12 protein-coding genes are annotated in these 19937 nt (G+C 43.6%); 5 read left to right on the forward strand and 7 right to left on the reverse strand.

Features of this window, described 5'->3' with window-relative positions:
- The first annotated feature begins 108 nt into the window (after positions 1–108).
- From F957_RS05675 to F957_RS05665, 3 genes are all read left to right on the forward strand, one after another.
- Complete coding sequence (locus F957_RS05675; RefSeq protein WP_016542359.1) at positions 109–720, forward strand: LysE family translocator; 612 nt, start codon at positions 109–111, stop codon at positions 718–720.
- Between the two features lie 141 nt (positions 721–861).
- A complete protein-coding gene (locus F957_RS05670; RefSeq protein WP_016542358.1) occupies positions 862–1806 on the forward strand; it encodes a DnaJ C-terminal domain-containing protein in 945 nt (314 codons plus the stop codon).
- Between the two features lie 11 nt (positions 1807–1817).
- Positions 1818–2144 carry a chaperone modulator CbpM gene (locus tag F957_RS05665; RefSeq protein ID WP_004802375.1) on the forward strand — a complete coding sequence of 109 codons (327 nt, stop codon included), beginning with the start codon at positions 1818–1820 and terminating at the stop codon, positions 2142–2144.
- Between the two features lie 27 nt (positions 2145–2171).
- Here the strand turns inward: F957_RS05665 and F957_RS05660 are convergent, their stop codons facing one another.
- From F957_RS05660 to rpsO, 4 genes are all read right to left on the reverse strand, one after another.
- Positions 2172–3395 carry a magnesium transporter CorA family protein gene (locus tag F957_RS05660; RefSeq protein ID WP_016542357.1) on the reverse strand — a complete coding sequence of 408 codons (1224 nt, stop codon included), beginning with the start codon at positions 3393–3395 and terminating at the stop codon, positions 2172–2174.
- A 139-nt stretch (positions 3396–3534) separates the two neighbouring features.
- Entirely contained in the window at positions 3535–4857 is a 1323-nt protein-coding gene (locus F957_RS05655; RefSeq protein ID WP_016542356.1) for a dicarboxylate/amino acid:cation symporter, read from the reverse strand.
- Positions 4858–5117: 260 nt separating this feature from the next.
- Complete coding sequence (pnp, locus tag F957_RS05650) at positions 5118–7205, reverse strand: polyribonucleotide nucleotidyltransferase (RefSeq protein WP_171068316.1); 2088 nt, start codon at positions 7203–7205, stop codon at positions 5118–5120.
- 255 nt (positions 7206–7460) lie between these two features.
- A complete protein-coding gene (rpsO, locus tag F957_RS05645; protein ID WP_004656162.1) occupies positions 7461–7730 on the reverse strand; it encodes a 30S ribosomal protein S15 in 270 nt (89 codons plus the stop codon).
- 240 nt (positions 7731–7970) lie between these two features.
- Between rpsO and F957_RS05640 the strand changes: the two genes are divergently transcribed.
- Positions 7971–9269, forward strand: a complete 1299-nt coding sequence (locus F957_RS05640) for a serine hydrolase domain-containing protein (protein ID WP_016542354.1) — start codon at positions 7971–7973, stop codon at positions 9267–9269.
- 698 nt (positions 9270–9967) lie between these two features.
- Here F957_RS05640 and recD read toward each other — a convergent pair.
- From recD to F957_RS05625, 3 genes are all read right to left on the reverse strand, one after another.
- The gene (gene recD / locus F957_RS05635) at positions 9968–11719 is read right to left on the reverse strand and encodes an exodeoxyribonuclease V subunit alpha (protein ID WP_016542353.1); all 1752 of its coding nucleotides are present in this window, start codon (positions 11717–11719) and stop codon (positions 9968–9970) included.
- Between the two features lie 99 nt (positions 11720–11818).
- Positions 11819–15532, reverse strand: coding sequence for a UvrD-helicase domain-containing protein (locus F957_RS05630; protein WP_016542352.1), 3714 nt, complete (start codon positions 15530–15532; stop codon positions 11819–11821).
- 3 nt (positions 15533–15535) lie between these two features.
- The gene (locus F957_RS05625; protein ID WP_016542351.1) at positions 15536–19204 is read right to left on the reverse strand and encodes an exodeoxyribonuclease V subunit gamma; all 3669 of its coding nucleotides are present in this window, start codon (positions 19202–19204) and stop codon (positions 15536–15538) included.
- Positions 19205–19387: 183 nt separating this feature from the next.
- Between F957_RS05625 and F957_RS05620 the strand changes: the two genes are divergently transcribed.
- Positions 19388–19894: a hypothetical protein gene (locus F957_RS05620; RefSeq protein WP_016542350.1), complete on the forward strand. Its 507-nt coding sequence runs from the start codon at positions 19388–19390 to the stop codon at positions 19892–19894.
- Positions 19895–19937: the final 43 nt, after the last annotated feature.

Below are 19937 nucleotides of genomic sequence, written 5' to 3' on the forward strand. Positions count from 1 at the left end.
TTAAAAAATAAAAAAAGACGGGCTTCCGTCTTTTTTTATTTTGTATTAAGGTCTATGCGATAAAACAATGCTCAAATCTCCCAATAACATAGACTCTAACTTTGCCTTATGAATTACTTCGAATATTTACTGTTTATCATCAGTGTGGTTGTGCTGATTGCGACCCCTGGTCCTGTGATGATTTTAGTTGCCAGTGCTGGTCTTAAGGGTGGCTATAAAAAGGCACTAGAGACGATTTTTGGAACCAACTTCGCCTCTTTAATCCTGATTTTTATTTCCGTACTCATTCTCAAAGGTTTTCTTACTATTGATGAGAATTACCTCAAAGCCATTCGGGTATTGGGCTGCCTGTATATCGCCTATCTGGGTTATAGCATCATTAAAGAAGTGCTTCAGGCACCACATCCAACTGCCATTCAAACCGTATCTGCACAAAGCGGTGGCTTTAAAAAAGGCTTTCTGGTGGGAATTTCCAATCCGAAAGATATTATCTTCTTTTCGGCATTTTTCCCGCAGTTTATTCACATCTCACCGAACATCAATTTCAGTTTAAGCCTACTGACAGTGACTTGGATTATTTTGGACTTCCTCACCCTGTCTTTGGTCTATCTGTTCTTCCGCAGCCTTTCTCAAAGTAGTATTTATCCTAAGATTCTAGGCCTGTGTGGTGTCCTGCTGGTATTGATTGCATTCTATGGTCTGGTTGATACTTTTCTCTAGTCAATCACCGCAATACCCGTCTAAATTCTTTATCCACTATGCTTGAAGCGCAGCGGAACAAGTCTTATACAATCGAATCCATTGAAATCTCTTGGATTCGTTTCATAATGAAAGAAACACATTATTATCTTTATTAAAATCATGGCAAAAAATTATTATGAAGAGCTCGGTGTTTCAAGAGACGCCACAGCAGATGAAATCAAAAAAGCCTATCGGAAACTGGCACGTAAATACCATCCTGACATTAGCAAAGAAACTGATGCTGAAGCTAAAATGCAGGCGATTAACGTCGCCTACGACACTTTGAGTGACAGTACTAAAAAAGCAGAATATGACCAAATGCTGGATCATCCTCAGGGCTTTTCTAATGCGGGCCAAGGCCAGCATAGTGGTTTTGACGGTTCACAATTCTATCGTCAAAGCTCAGGTGATGGCGCTGACTTTAGTGGCTTTGAAGACTTATTTGGTCGCTTTGGCTCAGGCTTTGGTGGCGGGCAACAGCGCTCTCAACGCCAGCAACGCAGTTATCGTGGTGAAGATCAGCACGCCAGTATTCAGGTCGATGTAGACATTGCCTACCATGGCGCAACTCAACAGATCACCTTGCAAATCCCAACCTACAATGTGTATGGTGAACCTGAAGTGCAACGGAAAACCCTAGAGGTTAAGATTCCAAAAGGCATGAAGGAAGGTCAGCAAATCCGCCTCAATGGTCAAGGCCAAACGGGGATCAATGGCGGTGAAAACGGTGATCTTTATATTGAAATCCAATACAAAGACACGGATCGAATTCGTGTTGAAGGTGCTGATGTCTATCAGACTATTGATGTTAGCCCTTGGGAAGCTGGTTTGGGCCAAAGCATCGAACTAAGCACTCCTGCTGGGCAGCTCAAAGTGAACTTACCGAAAAATGCTAAGAATGGGCAACAGTTACGCTTAAAAGACAAAGGCATTCCCAACAAAACTGCTGGGCAGTTATACCTGATTATTAATATTGTTTTACCGCCAGCGCACAGTGAGCAAGAGCAACAGGCCTACCAACAATTTGCCGATGCCTTTGCTGCATTCAAACCCCGTGCCTCATAAGGAGTAAGATCATGACAACCATTCAATACAAAGAAATTCAATATGACGGTCATAGCCAAGTTGAAATCATTGATGAACAATTGGCACTTGATCTTGAGCACTTCGCCGAAGCATGTGGTCAAAGTACCGATTGGGTACTCAAGCTGATTGATTATGATATTTTGCAAATCTCTGTTGAACCACAAAGCTATCAGTTTATTGGTGAAGATGTCAGCCGAGCCAGACGGGCCTATCGTCTGCAACGCGACTTTGATGCCAGCCTGTCTGCCGTCGCAGTGATGTTGGATTTAATCGATGAAGTGCAACAGCTGCGTAAACAGCTCAAACATTTTCATTAAGCCATCCTGCAAATGACCAAGCCCATCCTATTTTAGCTTGGTCATTTTCTCCACTTCTTTCAGCGTTTGCTTAATCGGTTCGTAGTCCAGAAACCACAACAAATTAAAATTACGTTGTCGATGTTGCTGAGCCAGTAAATCAATCACACTACGCTCTCCTCGTCCAACCAGATGTTGACGATAAAAATAATACAGTAGCATGACTGTACTCATCAGCATGACCCCAAGCATGATCCAGAAGCCAACCGGTGATTTCAACCCTGGAATAAACTTAAAGTTCATCCCATAGACCCCAGTCAGCAAGGTCAGTGGTGCAAAGATGGCGGTAATAATTGCCAAGATGCGCATGTTTTCATTGGTTTGGTTGGCAATCGCAGAGAAGTGTAAATCGATGGCCGATTGAATCGCATTTCTTAAACGTAGCGTATGCTTTTGCACCCGTTCTACATGACTCATTAAGTCGTTCAGGCGTACCAACAGAATATCATGTGCTTTATGCTTATGCTCACCCACCACATGATGATAATTATCGACCAGCTCGTCTCTGAACTCCTGTAAGGTTTCGATCTGCTCCTCACAGAGATTTTCGATTTGCTGAAAGGCCATATCTTCATGAAACAATTGATGCCACTGCTTAAAACGACGATTACCCTGTAACAGTTGTTGTTGCCAATACTCGACCCGACGGGTTAAGGGCGTGCGTAAATTCAGATAACCATCAATCATGCTATTCAATAGGCGTAAGCATAAATCTGCGGGGGTGCTGGCTAATTTACGTGGTTTATTCTGCTCTGCAATTGGTCGCCCCATAATGGTCTGAATGCGTTGAATATAACTCTCTACTGCCTGATTGCCCTGCTCTCTCACACTCACCAAAACGGTGGGCGTTAAGATAAAACTCATGGGTGTGGTCGCCAAACCAAAAACACTTTCATGTGATTCTGAAGTACTCTCATTTGCCAAAATCTGGTCATCTGGGCTAATCAGTTTACGGAACACCAGTAGGTCATATTCCTCCACCGTATCAAATGCACAAGGATGCTCAATATTCAGTAGATCCCGCAAATGGAATTCATTCAGTACCAATCCCGTATGCTCATAAATATTCTTCTGCCAAACCTCAGTATGATTCACCAGATCTTGTCTAAGACTATCCACCCATAAAAATTCAAGCGTATGTTCTGGTTGTTGTTCCGCACTGATAAAAATCGTATTTTCACTGTTATGACGATAAAAATAATAAAGTTGCATAGGACAATAGACATTAGAAGGGCGATAGAAATGCTGCCACGAAGCCAGATAAAAAGCTAGGCTATTACAGGACTGAAACGACATCCAATAAAAAAGCCCCACATGCACAGCATGGAGGCTTTTCCGAATATTAGGAAGATTACACTTCTTTCTTCTCAACCACACCATATTTAAGGGCTTGGTCAAGTTGCTCTTTATCCAACGCATTATCCCATTTTGCCACCACGATTGTGGCACAAGCATTACCGACTAAGTTGGTTAATGCACGGCATTCTGACATGAAACGGTCAATACCAAGGATCAATGCCATACCCGCCACTGGAATTGCAGGAACAACGGACAGGGTTGCAGCCAAGGTAATAAAGCCCGCACCAGTAATCCCTGCTGCACCTTTAGAGCTCAACATCGCCACCAATAGAATGGTGATTTGTTGGGTGAGGGTTAATTCAATATTACAGGCTTGGGCAATGAACAATGCCGCCAAAGTCATATAAATATTGGTACCATCCAAATTAAATGAATAACCGGTTGGAATCACTAAACCCACCACCGACTTTTCGCAGCCCGCTTTTTCCATCTTCGCCATCAATGACGGTAATGCCGCTTCTGATGAACTTGTTCCGAGGACTAACCAAAGTTCGTCTTTAATATAACGAATCAGGTCAATGATCGAGAAGCCGTTATAACGTGCCACTGCGCCCAGAATAATAATCACGAACAGCAAAGCAGTAATGTAGAAGGTCGCAATCAACAACATCAAATTACCGATTGAGCTAATCCCATAAGCACCAATGGTAAAGGCCATGGCACCAAATGCACCAATCGGCGCAAACTTCATCAACATACCCACCAAGGTGAATACTGGCGTGGTGAGCTGCTGTAAAAAATCAGTGACTGGACGACCTAAATCACCTGATTTTGCCAATGCCAAACCAAACAATACCGCAACAAACAGAACTTGAAGAATTTGGCCGGATACAAATGGACTGACCAAAGTATCTGGAATGATATTCATCAAGAAGCCGGTAATGGTCGACTCATGTGCTTTGGCAGCATATTCATCAACTTTGGTACTGTGCAAGCTACTTGGATCAATATTCAAACCATGACCTGGCTCAATCACATTTCCGACAATCAAACCCACGATCAAAGCTAGAGTGGAGAAGGTCAAGAAATAGATCATGGCCTTCGCGGTCACCCGACCTACGCTGCCGAGGTTTTTCATTCCCGCAATCCCTGTCACAACGGTCAGGAAAATCACGGGAGCAATAATCATTTTAACTAATTTAATGAAGGCTTCGCCCAGTGGCTTTAAGCTTTCACCCAATTCTGGGAAGAAATGACCTAACAATATCCCCGCGGCAATGGCGAAGATCACTTGCACATAAAGAATCTGATAAAACTTTGGTTTCTTGGGAGGCTGTTGGTCATCTTGACCTGTGGCGACATGATCGACAAGCATGTGCGATATTCCTTCATATTGGGATGAACAAATAGACTTCCGACTGTCTATCTAAAACCACATAAACGCAGGCAGGCACGGAAATTTGGGGAATTCTACGTTAATTGTGAGGCGCACAATTAAAGCATTAGACTAATGTCTAATATCAAGAAATTTTATGTTTATAGTTTCAGTTTTTTATGTTCTTAACAATCATTCACTTAATAAAAAAGCGCATTGTTAAAACAATGCGCTTTTTTTAAGCAAAATGCTTGCTAGCATTAAGCTTGTTCAATGTCTTTCATTGTCAACTTGATACGACCACGGTTGTCGACATCAGCAACTTGTACTTTAACGTCCTGACCTTCTTTTAATACGTCAGTCACATTCGCAATACGCTCATTTGAGATTTGTGAAATGTGAAGCAAACCATCAGTACCTGGCATGATATTCACGAATGCACCAAATTCAACGATACGAATAACTTTACCCGCATAGATGGTACCTGGCTCAACTTCTGCAGTAAGCGCTTGGATTTTCGCAATCGCAGCTTTCGCAGCTGCTTTAGTTTCACCAAACACGCGTACAGTACCGTTATCTTCGATATCAATCGCTGCTTTAGTTTCTTCCGTAATCGCACGGATGGTCGCACCACCTTTACCAATCACGTCACGGATCTTGTCAGGGTTGATGTTGATTACTTCGAAGGTTGGTGCATGTGCATTGATTTCTGAACGTGCACGTGAAATGACTTTGTTCATTTCATTCAGGATGTGCATACGACCAGCAAATGCTTGGTTTAATGCCACTTCCATGATCTCTTCAGTGATCCCTTCGATCTTGATGTCCATTTGAAGTGCAGTAATACCGTTGGCAGAACCCGCAACTTTAAAGTCCATATCGCCCAAGTGATCTTCATCACCCAAGATGTCAGAAAGAACTGCGAAACGCTCGCCTTCTTTAACCAAGCCCATTGCGATACCCGCAACTGGTGCTTTCAATGGTACACCAGCATCCATCAGTGACAATGAAGCGCCACATACAGAAGCCATAGAAGATGAACCATTAGATTCAGTGATATCAGATACGATACGGATCACGTACGGGAAGCGGTCAGCTGCAGGAAGAACTGCTTGAACACCACGACGAGCCAAACGACCATGACCGATTTCACGACGTTTAGGACCTGATTCACGACCCGTTTCACCAACAGAGTAAGCTGGGAAGTTGTAGTGCAACATGAAGTTGTCAGTTTTTGTACCCGCTAAAGTATCAACCATTAACGCATCACGGGTATTACCCAAAGTGGTTGTCACTAACGCTTGAGTTTCACCACGTGTGAATAATGCAGAACCGTGTGCACGATCTAATACACCAACTTGTACGTCGATACCACGTACAGTTTTAGTATCACGGCCATCAATACGTGGCTTACCTGACAAAATGTTGTCACGTACAGTACGGTATTTAAGGTCTTCAAATAATTCGTTTACTTCATCCGCAATACCCGTTTCGTCATTTTCAGGAACGAACTGAGCAACGGCTTCTGCATAAAGTGCATCAAGTGCCGCATAGCGGTCTTGTTTAACCGCAATGGTATATGCTTCAGAGATTTTTGCTTCAAAAGCCGCTTTTAATTGCTCAAGAAGCACTTCATTTTTGCTTGGCGCAACCCAAGTTGATTCAACTGCACCTGCCGCTGCTGCAAATTCTTTAATCGCTTGAACCGCAATTTGCATTTCGTCATGACCGAAAAGCACCGCACCCAACATTTGATCTTCTGAAAGTTCTTTCGCTTCAGATTCAACCATAAGCACAGCTGACTCTGTACCTGCAACCACAAGGTCAAGATCAGACTGAGCCAGTTGTTCAAAATTCGGGTTAAGAACGTATTCACCGTTGATTAAACCAACACGTGCACCTGCAATTGGACCACGGAACGGCGTACCTGCAATCGACAATGCCGCTGAAGCACCGAGCATAGCTGCAATATCAGCATCCATCGTCTTATCCGAAGAAACAACAGTTGCTGTTACTTGGATTTCGTTGAAATAACCTTCTGGGAACAATGGACGGATTGGACGGTCAATCAGACGTGAAATCAACGTTTCAGCTTCAGACGCACGGCCTTCGCGCTTGCCATAACCACCAGGGATACGACCAGCTGCATATTGTTTTTCTTGATAGTTAACAGTTAACGGGAAAAAGTCTTGACCCGCTTTTGCTTTAGGCTGAGCCACAACCGCAACGAGAACAGTCACGCCACCCATGGTAACTAAAACTGTATTTGCTTGACGTGCAACACGACCCGTTTCTAAAACAACTTGGTGTTGACCAAATTGGAATTCTTTACGAACGATATTAAACATTGACATGTATTATATTTTCCTAGTTTTATTCTAGTGAGACCCCTAAGGTTTGGCATTCAGACTACAACTGCTGTGTAGATAAATGACAAAGCTTAGAAGCCATCGCACTAGATCAAAATTTTAAATAAATTTAAACACAAAGAAGGAGCGAACAAGCGCCCCTTCTAAAGTCATCTAAGATAAATTAGATGAAACTCTCTTTTCAGCGATAAAGCATAGCAACATGCGAAATAGCGAAAACAAAGTAAAATCGAATTAACGACGTAAACCTAATGCGCCGATCAAAGCAACATAACGACCGTGATCTTTACCGTTTAAGTAGTCAAGTAATTTACGACGTTGGTTAACCATACGGATCAAACCACGACGGCTGTGATGGTCGTGTTTGTGTTCTTTAAAGTGACCTTGCAAATCATTGATTTGAGCAGTCAATAAAGCAACTTGTACTTCAGGTGAACCAGTGTCGTTTTCAGCACGAGCAAATTTAGCGATGATCTCTGCGCGATCAGTGTTAGTTAAAGCCATTCGATTTCTCCGAGATGCTTACAAAAATAAAATGATAATGATCAGTTGAAACCAACCGACTGCCGTGCATCACTACAGCAAGGCGCTTATTTTAAGTGATCTATCGCTATATTGCAAAATTGTTTTATATCCGCTGGCAATTCGGCAGCTGACAGCGCTGTACAAAATAGGCACACTAGCCTGATTCTGGTTTCAATTTATGACAGAGAAGAAAGAAAACGAAAATATTGCGAGGGAATCGTGAAAATTTTATCAACCAATACCTGTTATGTGCCGCATGACCTAAATCAAGTGATTCGCAGCAAAGATGAAGTCTCGGCTGAATTAGGCGGCATGACCGAAAGACAGATTCAAAAGATATGGAACAGTGTTGAAAATCTATATAAAACGGGGAATTATCCACTTATTAGCTTATGCCTACGTCGTCAGGGGCAGATTCTTCTCAATCGAAGTATCGGTTATGCGCAAGGTAACTCTCCAGATGGCTTAGCCACCGATGCCAAGATTGGGACACCAGATACTCCTGTCTGCCTGTTCTCTGCCTCCAAAATGGTCACGGCGATGTTGATTCATCTGCTGGATGAACGTGGTGAGCTCAATTTACTTGATCCGATTAGTTATTACATTCCTGAATATGGCGTGAATGGTAAACGTCGGGCGACCATTTTCCATCTGCTCTCCCATCGTGGTGGTATTCCACGTATCGACACTGAAGTCACACCAGAACTTCTATTTAACCAAGATGATATTCTAAAACTGCTCTGTGCCGCCAAACCGGTTTCTCCTTCAGGAACTCATCTTGCCTACCATGCGGTAACCGCAGGTTATATTCTGGGCGAAATTGTGCAACGGGTAACAGGGCAAAGCGTTCGTGAGTTCTTGGCTGAAAATATTGAAAAACCAATGGGCTTGGATTATTTCAACTATGGTTTAAAACCTGAATATCGTGCCGATGTTGCCTTGAACTATGCGACGGGGATTCATCCAAGTTTAGGCACAGATCATTATCTCAATCATGTACTGGGTGGCGGTCTACAGCTTGCAGTGGATGTCACCAATGATAGCCGCTTTATGGACACCATTTGCCCCGCTGGCAATATCTATACCAGTGCTGAGCAGGCAGGGCGGTTTTTTGAAATGCTGCTCAGTGGTGGTGAGTATCAGGGCAAACAAATTATGAGTCCTCAAACGGTATTCCGCTCCACCCTGCCAACTTCTGGGATTAGCTTAGACCGAACCTTATTGGCACCGATGCGTTATGCATTGGGTCCAATGCTTGGCAGCAACCCTGTGGGTCTATTTGGTCCAATGACCGGACAGGCTTTTGGCCATATTGGCTTCTCTAATATTCTGTGTTGGGCTGATCCAGAGCGGGATATTAGTGTATCGCTATTGACGACTGGAAAATCCGTGGTGGGAACGCACTTGCCTGCACTGGTAAAAACGCTGTACCAGATCTCCACAAATTGTCCGAAAATTGCGAAGAATCAACGCCGTTCGCTGTTTGCAACAGATCGTACTGAAGCTGATCTCGTTTAAGCATCAGCCACTAGAAGTCCGCGCACAAAAAAGCCCAAGTTAAACTTGGGCTTTTGCGCTTAGATTTATCATTGTTCTTTTTTGTTGTTTTTTATTCTTTTTTCTTACACCATTCAAACCCTCTGAATGCTCATCACCCATCCTTTTCTTTATTATTTTTTAACACATATTCGCTTTCTCTATACCGACTATTCTGTCAGAATCAATTGTGGAGAGAAATAGCATTTCTCTTATCTCTGCGTAAGAAAAAACGTACAAGTCTGTATAACATTTAACTTAATAATAACAAAAAATTGTCAGACAAGAAGATTTCTATTTCTTCCTTTTATTTGAAGATATAAATGAAGTAAAAGAATGCAGATTTGTTAAAACGTGAATTTTCACCTATTTTCAAAAACCCTAAATATGATATGGATTATGTTGATTTTATAGTGAATTTTGCGGTAAAAATAAAAAAGCCCTGTAGTCTCTCCCAAAACTACAAGGCTTAGCGGCTGTAAGTTTCCTCTTTTATCACTTACTTCACTGTAAGTTCGCTGTCATACGACGTTATTATTATATTTTTGCGATTTACCTAGCTTTCCATGCTAGGCTCTTTGTGTGTACATAATCTCAAAAACCTTGCGCTTGCTCTAGCGACAATATCTCGAATCCTTGTAAGCTTTTACTTACAAAATGGTGAATTCTGAAGAATAAGTTCACAATCTGTTCAAATTGATCTTTTGCACTAAACCACTGCGTCGAACAGTCCGTATCGTTAAGGCCTGCTGTAATGCAGGTGCGTCAGCCAAAATACTCACCACTTTTTTAGCACGGGTGACTGCGGTATAGATCAATTCCTGACTCAACAGCTTCTCGGCATGCGCATCTAAAACAATCGCAGTATGGGTAAATTCCGAACCTTGTGATTTATGAATGGTTAAAGCAAAGGCGGTTTGCATACTGCGTGGCAGTCGATGCGCTGCAATCCATTTATTTAAGCTCGGGAAAAAGACTTCGAATTGCTGTGACTGGGTGCGATGCTTAAAACAGATCCCGATATCACCATTAGAAATCCCAAGCTGATAGTCATTATAGGTCATCATTACAGGACGTCCGATATACCAATCTCCAACAGCGATTTGTTTGAGTTGCTGATTGAGCCAATGCCCCGCATAACGATTCAGTTGCTCGATTCCCAACGGCCCATGTCGAACTGCCGTTAAGATTCGATAATCATCAAAGGCTTGAATCACGTTCTGGATGTGCTCAGTAGGTTCATCTGCCTGTATATAATGTTTTAAAGCTTCAATATAGGCTTGAAATCCTGCCATGAGCTTCTGCTGATAAGGCTCAATATCAACCTGCTGTTGCTTGGGTAAATATTCCAGCTGAATCAGGTCTGGCATATCCTTGCTCAAGGAAATCGCTTGCAAAGGTGCAGCCTGAACAATTTCTGCCTCTAGTTTTGATAAGACTAAATCGGGATTACTTACACCTTGCTGTGCCTGAATAAACCGTGCGAATTGACCAATCTTGGCCTCACCAGAGAAACGCCGGCTGGTCTGTAGCTGGACACGATTTTCAGTCAATGCCTGGACTTGCTGTAAATCAGCCAAAACCGAGCCGACATCAACCGAAGCCAATTGATTGGCATCACCGAGCAAAATAAGTCGACATTGATCTGGGACAGCTTCAAATAACAGGGTTGCCAAATTCAAATCCAGCATTGAGGCTTCATCCACCACAATCACGTCATAGGGTAGAGGCTGTTTGGGATGAAAGCGTGGTATTTGTCGATTGCCCATGCCCAGTAAACGGTGCAAGGTCTGCGTGGTTTGATTGCGTAACTCATCAGTGACGAGCCCTGATTGTAATAATTTTGGATCATTAAAAGAGTTTTGTAATGCTTCCTGCATACGCTGTGCGGCTTTGCCTGTCGGTGCGGCCATGGCAATACGAATATCGGGAATGGTTTGGTTGAGGGCTGCAATAATACGCGCCAAGGTATAGGTTTTCCCTGTCCCTGGCCCGCCGGTAATAATGCTCAGGCCTTGTTGCAACACCATTTTCAATGCAGTCTGCTGGTGTTCATCACTGAGCAAGTCTTGATAATGTTCGGCATCAACAACCTGAATCGTTTGTCGCTTTAATCGACAAATCTGTTGTGCAAGGCGTTGCTCTAGATGCCAATATCGGTATAATGCCAAGCCCTGCTGATCATAGACACATGGGGCAACCTGCGTGCTCGCGATTTCACTGGAAACAGCCAAATCCGCCAATGCCGCAATCTGACTTGGCTCAACCTCAATACAACTGTCGCCTTGTAAACTGGCTTCAACCAATTGTTGTAATAGTTGTGCAGCGCTAACTGCTTGAGCAGATTGAGAAAATGGTGCTTGTGAGAGATAGTCACTCCACATATTTAACCACGTCATTTGCGTTGACTGATCATCAACTTGTTTGTCCACAGAGTTATCCTCAAACTTACCCACACGCTTGTCCACAAGGTTATAAACAGAGTTATTCACAAGCTAAGCTTTTGTTTAATTTAAAATCACACACTTTATCTACACCATTTTTCCAGCTTTATCCTCAGAAAAATATCCAAGTATTGCATCCAGACGTAAGATAAACTCATCCTCAGGCTTCCAGTAGAAACAGCCTTGCTGCGCCTGCCCATTCATGCCGCGTAAATACAGATAAGATGCACCACCCAAATGCTGCTGCATCTCATAATCCTGCAATTTGACTGACAGATAACGATGCAATGCCACCAGATACAATGCCGCTTGCAGCCAATAACTTGACAGCGACATACTTTCTGCAATCTGAGCAGGCTGATAATCCAGTTGCTCTGCCCCTAGATAATTACTCTTATAATCGGCAATATGGTAGCGTTGACCATCAAAATAAACCAAGTCAATCGAACCATTGAGATAGCGAGCAGATTTCGCCTCAAGTAACTCAGGCATTTCGATACTATATTCCTCAAATAGCTGCTGTACACGCTGCATCGCCAGCACTCGATCCGATAAAGCCAGATAGAATGGACATTCCGACAAGTATTGTCCTGCAGCTAATTGTTTTAACTGAAAGCCCTGATTGAGTGGCGTGTGTAATACTTCATTGAGCCAATCAGCAATCCATTGATACAGTTGCTGCTCGCTATTTTCTTGTTCAGGAAAATGCAGTTGATACTGTTGCAACAGCTCTAACCATAAGCCTTGATAGGTATTTTTAAAACGACGGCGAATGTCTTCTACCCAGGTTTGGGGTTGCTGAAAATCAATCTGCTCAAAAATCTCATGTAGGAAATTACCAGCCAAAGTCCCTTTCGGGAAATATTGTTTAATCCAAGCGATTGGCTGAGCCGTGGCGATTTTTTCCGTTTCAGCAAAATTTAATTCATCTTCTGCTTGCTCAAAATTGGTATCGATATTGGCCAAACGATCCGCCCGAGTGGCCTTATGCTTTAGATGCTGTGCCAAATAACTAAAGCTAGTTTTTCCGCGTGCATAAAAACGTTGTGTCGGCAACGCTTGAGCCAACAGTGCAATTTGTTGTTGGTTTTGCTGCATCTGTAAGGCTTGTGGTCGCTCTAAGATCAGCGCAGCATCGGTACTATAGGGATGTTGAAAGTGATCGCCTTGATTCTTCCAAAAAGCTAAACCTGAAAATTTATTTTTATCGCCTTTTTCTGGTTCAAACACCGCATAGACCCGATGGCTGGCACGTGTCAGCGCCACATACCACAACCGGTTTTGTTCTGCTAAAGCACGTTGCTGATGTTGATCCAGCTCAATCTGCTGTAAAAAGTTTTTATCCGCCACAGCCACGACACGTTGAGTACGCGTCTGACCTGTCTCGGGCAACTGGATTTCAGTGGTAGAAAAATTCAGTGTTTTCTGCACTTCAGCAAAGGCCTTATTCGCCCCCAGTAAAAATACGATTTTAAACTCCAAGCCTTTGGACTGATGAATGGTCATCAGTTGCACGCCCGCTTCACTGGACAGCTTGTGTTCAAGCTCCCAATCACGATCACTTGGTGAATTTAATTGTTTTAAATACCAGTGATACAGGTTTTGCATCCCTTGTACATGTTCACTGTGCTGGCTCAAGAGATCAGTGAGGTGGCGTAGATTCACCACGGCACGTTCATTGTCTTTACTTTGTGTTGCCACCAGTTGTTGCCAAAGACCAAACTGATTTAGGCAACGCTGCCATGCCGATAAAAAGCCCTGATTCAGCCACATTTCGCGTATGTCATCAAACTGCTGAATATATGTACTCAAACCTTCTGCACTTTGTTCTAAGGCCAATAATCGAGCAAGATCAAAGCCAAATAAACGGCTGAGCAAAGCTCGTTTGAGCTTGGCTTCATCATAAGGATGAAGCAACGCCGTGAGCAGGGCTCCCACATCCTGTGCAATGCTGGAATCAAACACACTGCGTTTCGAAGGTCGGTTGACCCGAATCCCCATACGTTCCAATACATATTGCACTTCATCCAGTTGGCGATGGCTACGTGAAAGAATGGCAATATCATCTTCATCAATCGCAGTCGGAACATCACCCTCTAAGTACAATTGCTTTAAATAGGCTTGGTTGAGTAAGTGCTGAATCTGCCACGCCACCTGTGTGGCCTGTTCATTGCCTTCTTGCAAGTGCAACCAACGTAAAGGCATTAGATTGGGTTGGGCATTTTCAATCAATGCGGGGTGTGGACGTGAACCCGCTTGAATCGGGTCATAGCTGACCTGCTCACCAAAATCGATCTGGCGCTGAAACAGCAGATCCACCACTTCCACCAGCTCTTTCACCGAACGGTGGTTATGAATCAACTTATACTCACGCCCCTGTTTGGCCATAATATCCTGATAGGCATTCAGGAAGGTCAGCATATCTCCACCACGGAAACCATAAATCGCCTGCTTACGGTCGCCGACCATGATCATGCAACCTTTTTGGTAACGCTGTGGATGACGCCAGATACTGGCCAACATATCATCTTGGTCTTGGTTGGTATCCTGAAACTCATCGACCAGAATCAATGGGTAGCGTGACTGTACAAATACCGCGAAAGATTGTCCTTGCTCGCCTTTTAAAGCTTCAGACAAGGTCTTGATTTGTTGAGCAAAGGTAGTCTCGCCCTTTTGTTGCAACACTTGCGGTAGGCGTTTTTTGACTTCAATACATAAATAGGCTTTTAAATAGACCTGTAATTGCTCAAATTCTTGCTGAGTCTGCTGCACAGCTTGAAACAGCTTTTGCAGTTGCAACACGCATGGATGTTGATAGAAGCCTTCGGCAATTTCAGCAGGACATTTCTTAAAAATTTTTTGTGCTTCGAGTTTGTCTAAAAACTTAAATACCGCATCTCGGGCATCGGCAAAGTAACTATCAAAGATCTGTATATTCTCAGGACTGTTGAGTGCAGTTAATAATGGTGGCAAGGATGCTGTAAACAGTTTATGAAAGGCGTTATTGCGGAAAGAAGCACCATTAATATGCCCATAATAGGCACCCTCTAACTGGAAGTATTCCGCCAAGCTGCTCAAGTCAATCTGCTGTGCTTGCTGTTGCCACTGCTGCAACTGAGCTAACTCAATTTCAGGCATAGCAGGCAGTTTAAATTGTGCCGAACTAAAATTCAGCGAACTTTCGACCATCCCAACAAAATGATCGACACTTTTCAGCCCCCCCACACTATACAGCGCATTGATCACTTGCTGGGGTTGGGTCTGAATCCATTCCCGCAACACATCATGAATCAATTGACGGGTATAGCTTTTGGCATCTTCAGTGATTTCAGCGCGTTCGATTTTGCCACTCTCAAAGGCAAACTCACGCAATAGCTTTTGGCTAAAACTGTCCAAGGTTCCAACAAACAATTCATCCAATTGATCGATGACCAATTTGAGCCGTTCACAGGCATAGGCAATCCGCGGTGCAAAGTTTTGTAAGACCTGTTGTTTTAACGGATCAGCCTCCTGTACTGCCTGTGCTTGAATATCTTGTTCCAATACATCGCGCAAAGGTTCTAAGTACGCCAGTATTTCAACCAGACGTAGACGGATACGCGTTTTAAGTTCTGCGGCTGCAGCACGGGTAAAGGTGGTGGCAATCACCTGATTGGGCAGATATTTTTCTAAAAAAATCCGTACCATCAAACTGGATAGCGTATAGGTTTTACCTGTCCCCGCTGAGGCTTCAATCAGATGCAAGCCTTCAAATTGAATATCGCCAATCGGCTGATAAGACACTGGATACTTTGAGTTCATGTCTTACGCCACCCGTAAAAATTCAAAAATCGGTTGATACAACACATAGGAATAATGATCACAGGCATATTGCAATAAAGCGGTTGCATCTTGCTCTTGCAGAATGAACTGCCAATCGCGGTGCAATTTACAGGCTTCATTCTGAGTCATATCAAAACCCGAGAAATCCCCCGTATCATTCCAGTCCTTCAATACTTGCTTTTGACTCTCTTCAGTTAAAACCTGAGTTGAATCCAGCTCAATCCACTCATATTGTTTGCCTTTTTCCAAAGGCTTTAACACTAAGGCAGCAGGCAAGACCACAGGCTGCTGCTGTGCATCGCGCCAAAGCTTTAACCATGCATTTAAATAATGCTGTGCCTGTTGTGAACTTAAGCCTTCACAAATCACCGTCTGGTCGCTAAACACCACAATTCGGCGCTTCGCTGTGGCAGTGTCACTCTTGATTAGCGCCAGCCAAAGCAGATATTCCAGCCAGACTTTGGCAAAGCGCTTGGCACGTGCACTGGAAGCATCCAAACTGACCCAATCTTGGCTCAGTTGTTTCGGGGTCACACAGGCGATTTGTAATTGTTTCGAGACGCGCCAAACCCGTTGCGTGGTTTCAGTCGGTGCTGGGGCATATTGCTGCAAGCGCTCCAACAAGCGTTGCTGCTCTAAGCGACTTTGCTGCCAAGCACTGTGCTGAACTTTGCCAACGGGCAGCTGATCTTGCAACAGACTTGGAGAAAGCTGCTCATCCTGCTGCTGTAAAAAATGCCGAATGGCATATTTACCGAGACCATCGAGTAATAATGGTTCAGCTTGATCAAGCAATGTTTGTGCAGTTAAATTTTCCACACCTAAGGTCTTTAAATACAGCCGCGCAGGGAAAGTAACATCCTGAATCCATTGCTGACTCTCCAAAATAATCATTTCATTTTGTTCAACGGGATAGGCAGTATTGGCCCACGCCTGCCGCTCACCTTTGACTTGCTGAATCTGTGACGCGACCTTAAACCATTGGTCTTGAAAGCGTACAGGTCGATCCGAAACAAAGCCGAGTGGATCGAACGGTTGTAGACGATGTAAATGATACAAAGGATAAAGCTGCGTAGGGACTTGTAATGCCTCCAATCCAGCCAAGTCCGCTTCGGATAAAGGAAGACTGTCTTCAAATGAAGTCTCCCCTTCTAGGAGAGATTTAGAGGGCGCTGGTTTGACAATCAAAGCCAAATGATCACGGAAGCCCTGCAACACACTGGATGGCTCTCTGACTTCGCCATCATTGAGATCAAAGCCATTATAAAACAGCCAAACCTGTTCTTGTGCCAACAACACGGCATCTAAAAATGCGCCTTGATCGTCTTCCAAACGAGAACGATCACCCAATTGCTGACGCAGTGCATCCATCAAATCAAACGGAATATGACTGTCCCGATTTGGAAATTTGCCTGTATCCAAGTTCAACAACACAATCAGCCGATAAGGAATCGGGCGAATCTGTCCAATCTGACTAAAGGTAATTTGTCCTGTCGGCTCCACTTGTGCGGACTGACTTTCTAAAGCACGTTGAATTTCTTCGATGATATAAGGCAATGGCAAAGAAATTTGGCGCAACTGTGTTTCAGCATCTTCGTAGTAGCTGGCCAAAGTCAGCATCCGCTCTTGTTTCTGAATAATTTCACGAATTGCTTTCAAAGCCACCACATCAGCTTGTTCAAACTCCTGCACATCCGCTTTGATTCGCTGTAGCCAAAACTCGACTGGCAAACGTTGGCCTTGTTCATGTGCCAGCAACCAATCACGTCGTAGCGCTAAATCGCGATAGATCTGAATCACAATCCCAATTAGTTCAAAATCACTTGGCTGTACCAAGGCATAACTGAGCATCTCCTGCACCATCACATGGGCAGGCACGGCAATCCCAAGCGCCAAACGATCGAGAGCAAATTTAAAACTATAACGATAGTCTTGATCATCATCACTGAGCGTTTGTTTTAAATGCTCAGCATCCAAACCACGTTTAAAGCCAGCATCGTCGAGTAAATTCAGAATCCGTTGTGCCTGCGTATAATCCAGCCCATAACGTTGTTGCGTCGCAGACAGATTGAGCCAATCGGCAAAGTCATCCTGCGTAAAACGACCCTGTGTCAATTGCAAGCGCCCAAGTACAGCACGCCATGCATTTAACGCATCTAGCTGCGCCACCCCTGCAATTTTTACAGGTAAGAATACCTCATGCTCATGGGCCAGCGCAGGAAAAACACTGCGAATCAAGGGCTCAAGTTCAGCTAGGTTCGGAGTCAAAATCAACACATCACTCGGACGGCGTGGATTGCTATCTGCTTGAGACAGCCAATGCAGTAACTGTTCTTTTAAGACTTCGAGTTGTCGCACACTGGAGTGGCAAACATGGATCTGAATCGATTCATCCTCAGGTGCAAGTTCATATTGCTGGGGCTGAGGTTCTGCCAAATAGAAAATGTCCGACTGAATTTTACCGAGTAACGTTTCAGGGAAATAATCCTCAAAAGCATCCACCCATTTACCCTCTTCTCCTGTTGCCAGTTGTGACAACAGCGAAAAGTGGTCCCGCGCTTGCTTACCTAACCGTGTCAGTAAGGGATGCCGAGATTCTCGATTTAAGGCATTAAAACCCAAACTAAAACTGTCAAAGAATGCAGCAATGTCTGCATCACTAGCATGGGGATGTTTCGCAATATAACGCTCTTTCACGCCGAGGTCATAACGCTTTTTCCAGAGGGGATCAACACTGTCGGCCCAATATTCCTGCGATGGGTTATAGTGCAGAATCACCACATCTAGATACTGTCCCAAACGACGTAAAAATTGCAGTTGGCTCGGTGGTAAATCTAGAATCGTAAATACAATCACCTGATTCGGTAGTTGTGCCAAAGCTCGGGATCGTGTCTGCTGATTGTCTAAAAGTTGCCAGAAATCAGCATCAATACTTTGTATTTCAACAAAATCATCGTGAAAATAGTGTTGCCACAACCAACGCTGCCATGCTTCCAACTGTTCGGTTTGCTGTAAGCTAAAGGCTGAAGTTTGTTGATCCGTATGCGCAATCAGTTGTTCGATATTTAAGGCTTTATTCTGTCCCCACGTCGATAGCCAATTCCCCGCACAAGTACAATTGCTTTGGCAGCCGCGTTGACAATGACCGCGATAAATCATGTAGTTATTAAACAGTTGTGAAACCTGTTCCGCCACCCAATACAACATACTTTGTTTTTTAAGTTGTTTTTCCGTGCCTTGCTGCAACTGATCGGCACTGGCATAAATCCGTTGCACAATCGAATATAAAGGGTGCTCTTGTGCAAGGCTATTCTGTTCAGATTGAATAAAAGGCTGTAAGGCTTGATGAATACGCCACTTTAAAATCAAACGCGGAATATTGGCTTTACGCACTTGTTCTTTATTGTCTAATACTTGTTGGTAGGCATACCACTGAAAACCACGAATGCGCTGATGAAATTGATAGTTGGCGGTCATGCCTTGTTGTTCAGCAATTTTTTGTGTGAGCCATTGTTCTTGGGCAGGACTGGGAACAATAAAATGCTGGGTTTTAAACACCTGAAAGGGTGTCGTACTCGGTTGGGTAATTGATGCCATCACACCTTGTAATAACACTTCAAGGCGTTGACTTTGAATAACATGAATCCCCATGCGTTAATATAACCTCATCACAAAACGATCATTTAGTTGCACAAAATCGTACATATTCATCACTATACAACTTCAAATCACTATGTCACGCTAAACACACAAGGAAATAAATAAATTGTTTTGAAATTCACCATTGCATGCGATTGAATGTACTATCAAGGAATAGACTTTAGGTATAACTTTATGAAAATTGAAAAAATTCCTGATTCGATTGATCCAAGTTTAAACTTGGAGCAGATCCGTGAAGAGTGTCTGGAACTCGCCAAAAAACGAGCCTATTGGTCAGCGGGTGCAGCGATTGTACCAATTCCATTTTTTGATGTTGTAGTGGACTTGGGTATGCTGACACAAGTGATTCCCTACATTAATGCACGTTTTGGTCTCGCCCCTGAGCATATCAGTGTCTATGATCCTGAAACCAAAAAAATTCATTGGGACGAGTTACGTAAACGTGGCTTTGAGTTCTCGGGTTTTGTGGTGGCACGTACCGCAATGAAAGCCTCTTTTAATGGCTTTTTCACGAAAATTGCCACCAAGCAAGTAACCAAGTTTATCCCCTTGGGCGGACAAATTGTCGCAGCCAGCCTTGGTTATTTCATGATGCGTAAAATCACTGAAGCGCATGTGCAAGATTGCTATAACCTTGCCAAACGTATTCAGCAAAAAAGTCGCAGTACCATTGTGGCTTGATACAATTTAGACTACCTCTGCACATCACTGTAAGATGTTGGTG

This window comes from Acinetobacter gyllenbergii CIP 110306 = MTCC 11365 (assembly GCF_000413855.1).
Lineage (GTDB): Bacteria > Pseudomonadota > Gammaproteobacteria > Pseudomonadales > Moraxellaceae > Acinetobacter > Acinetobacter gyllenbergii.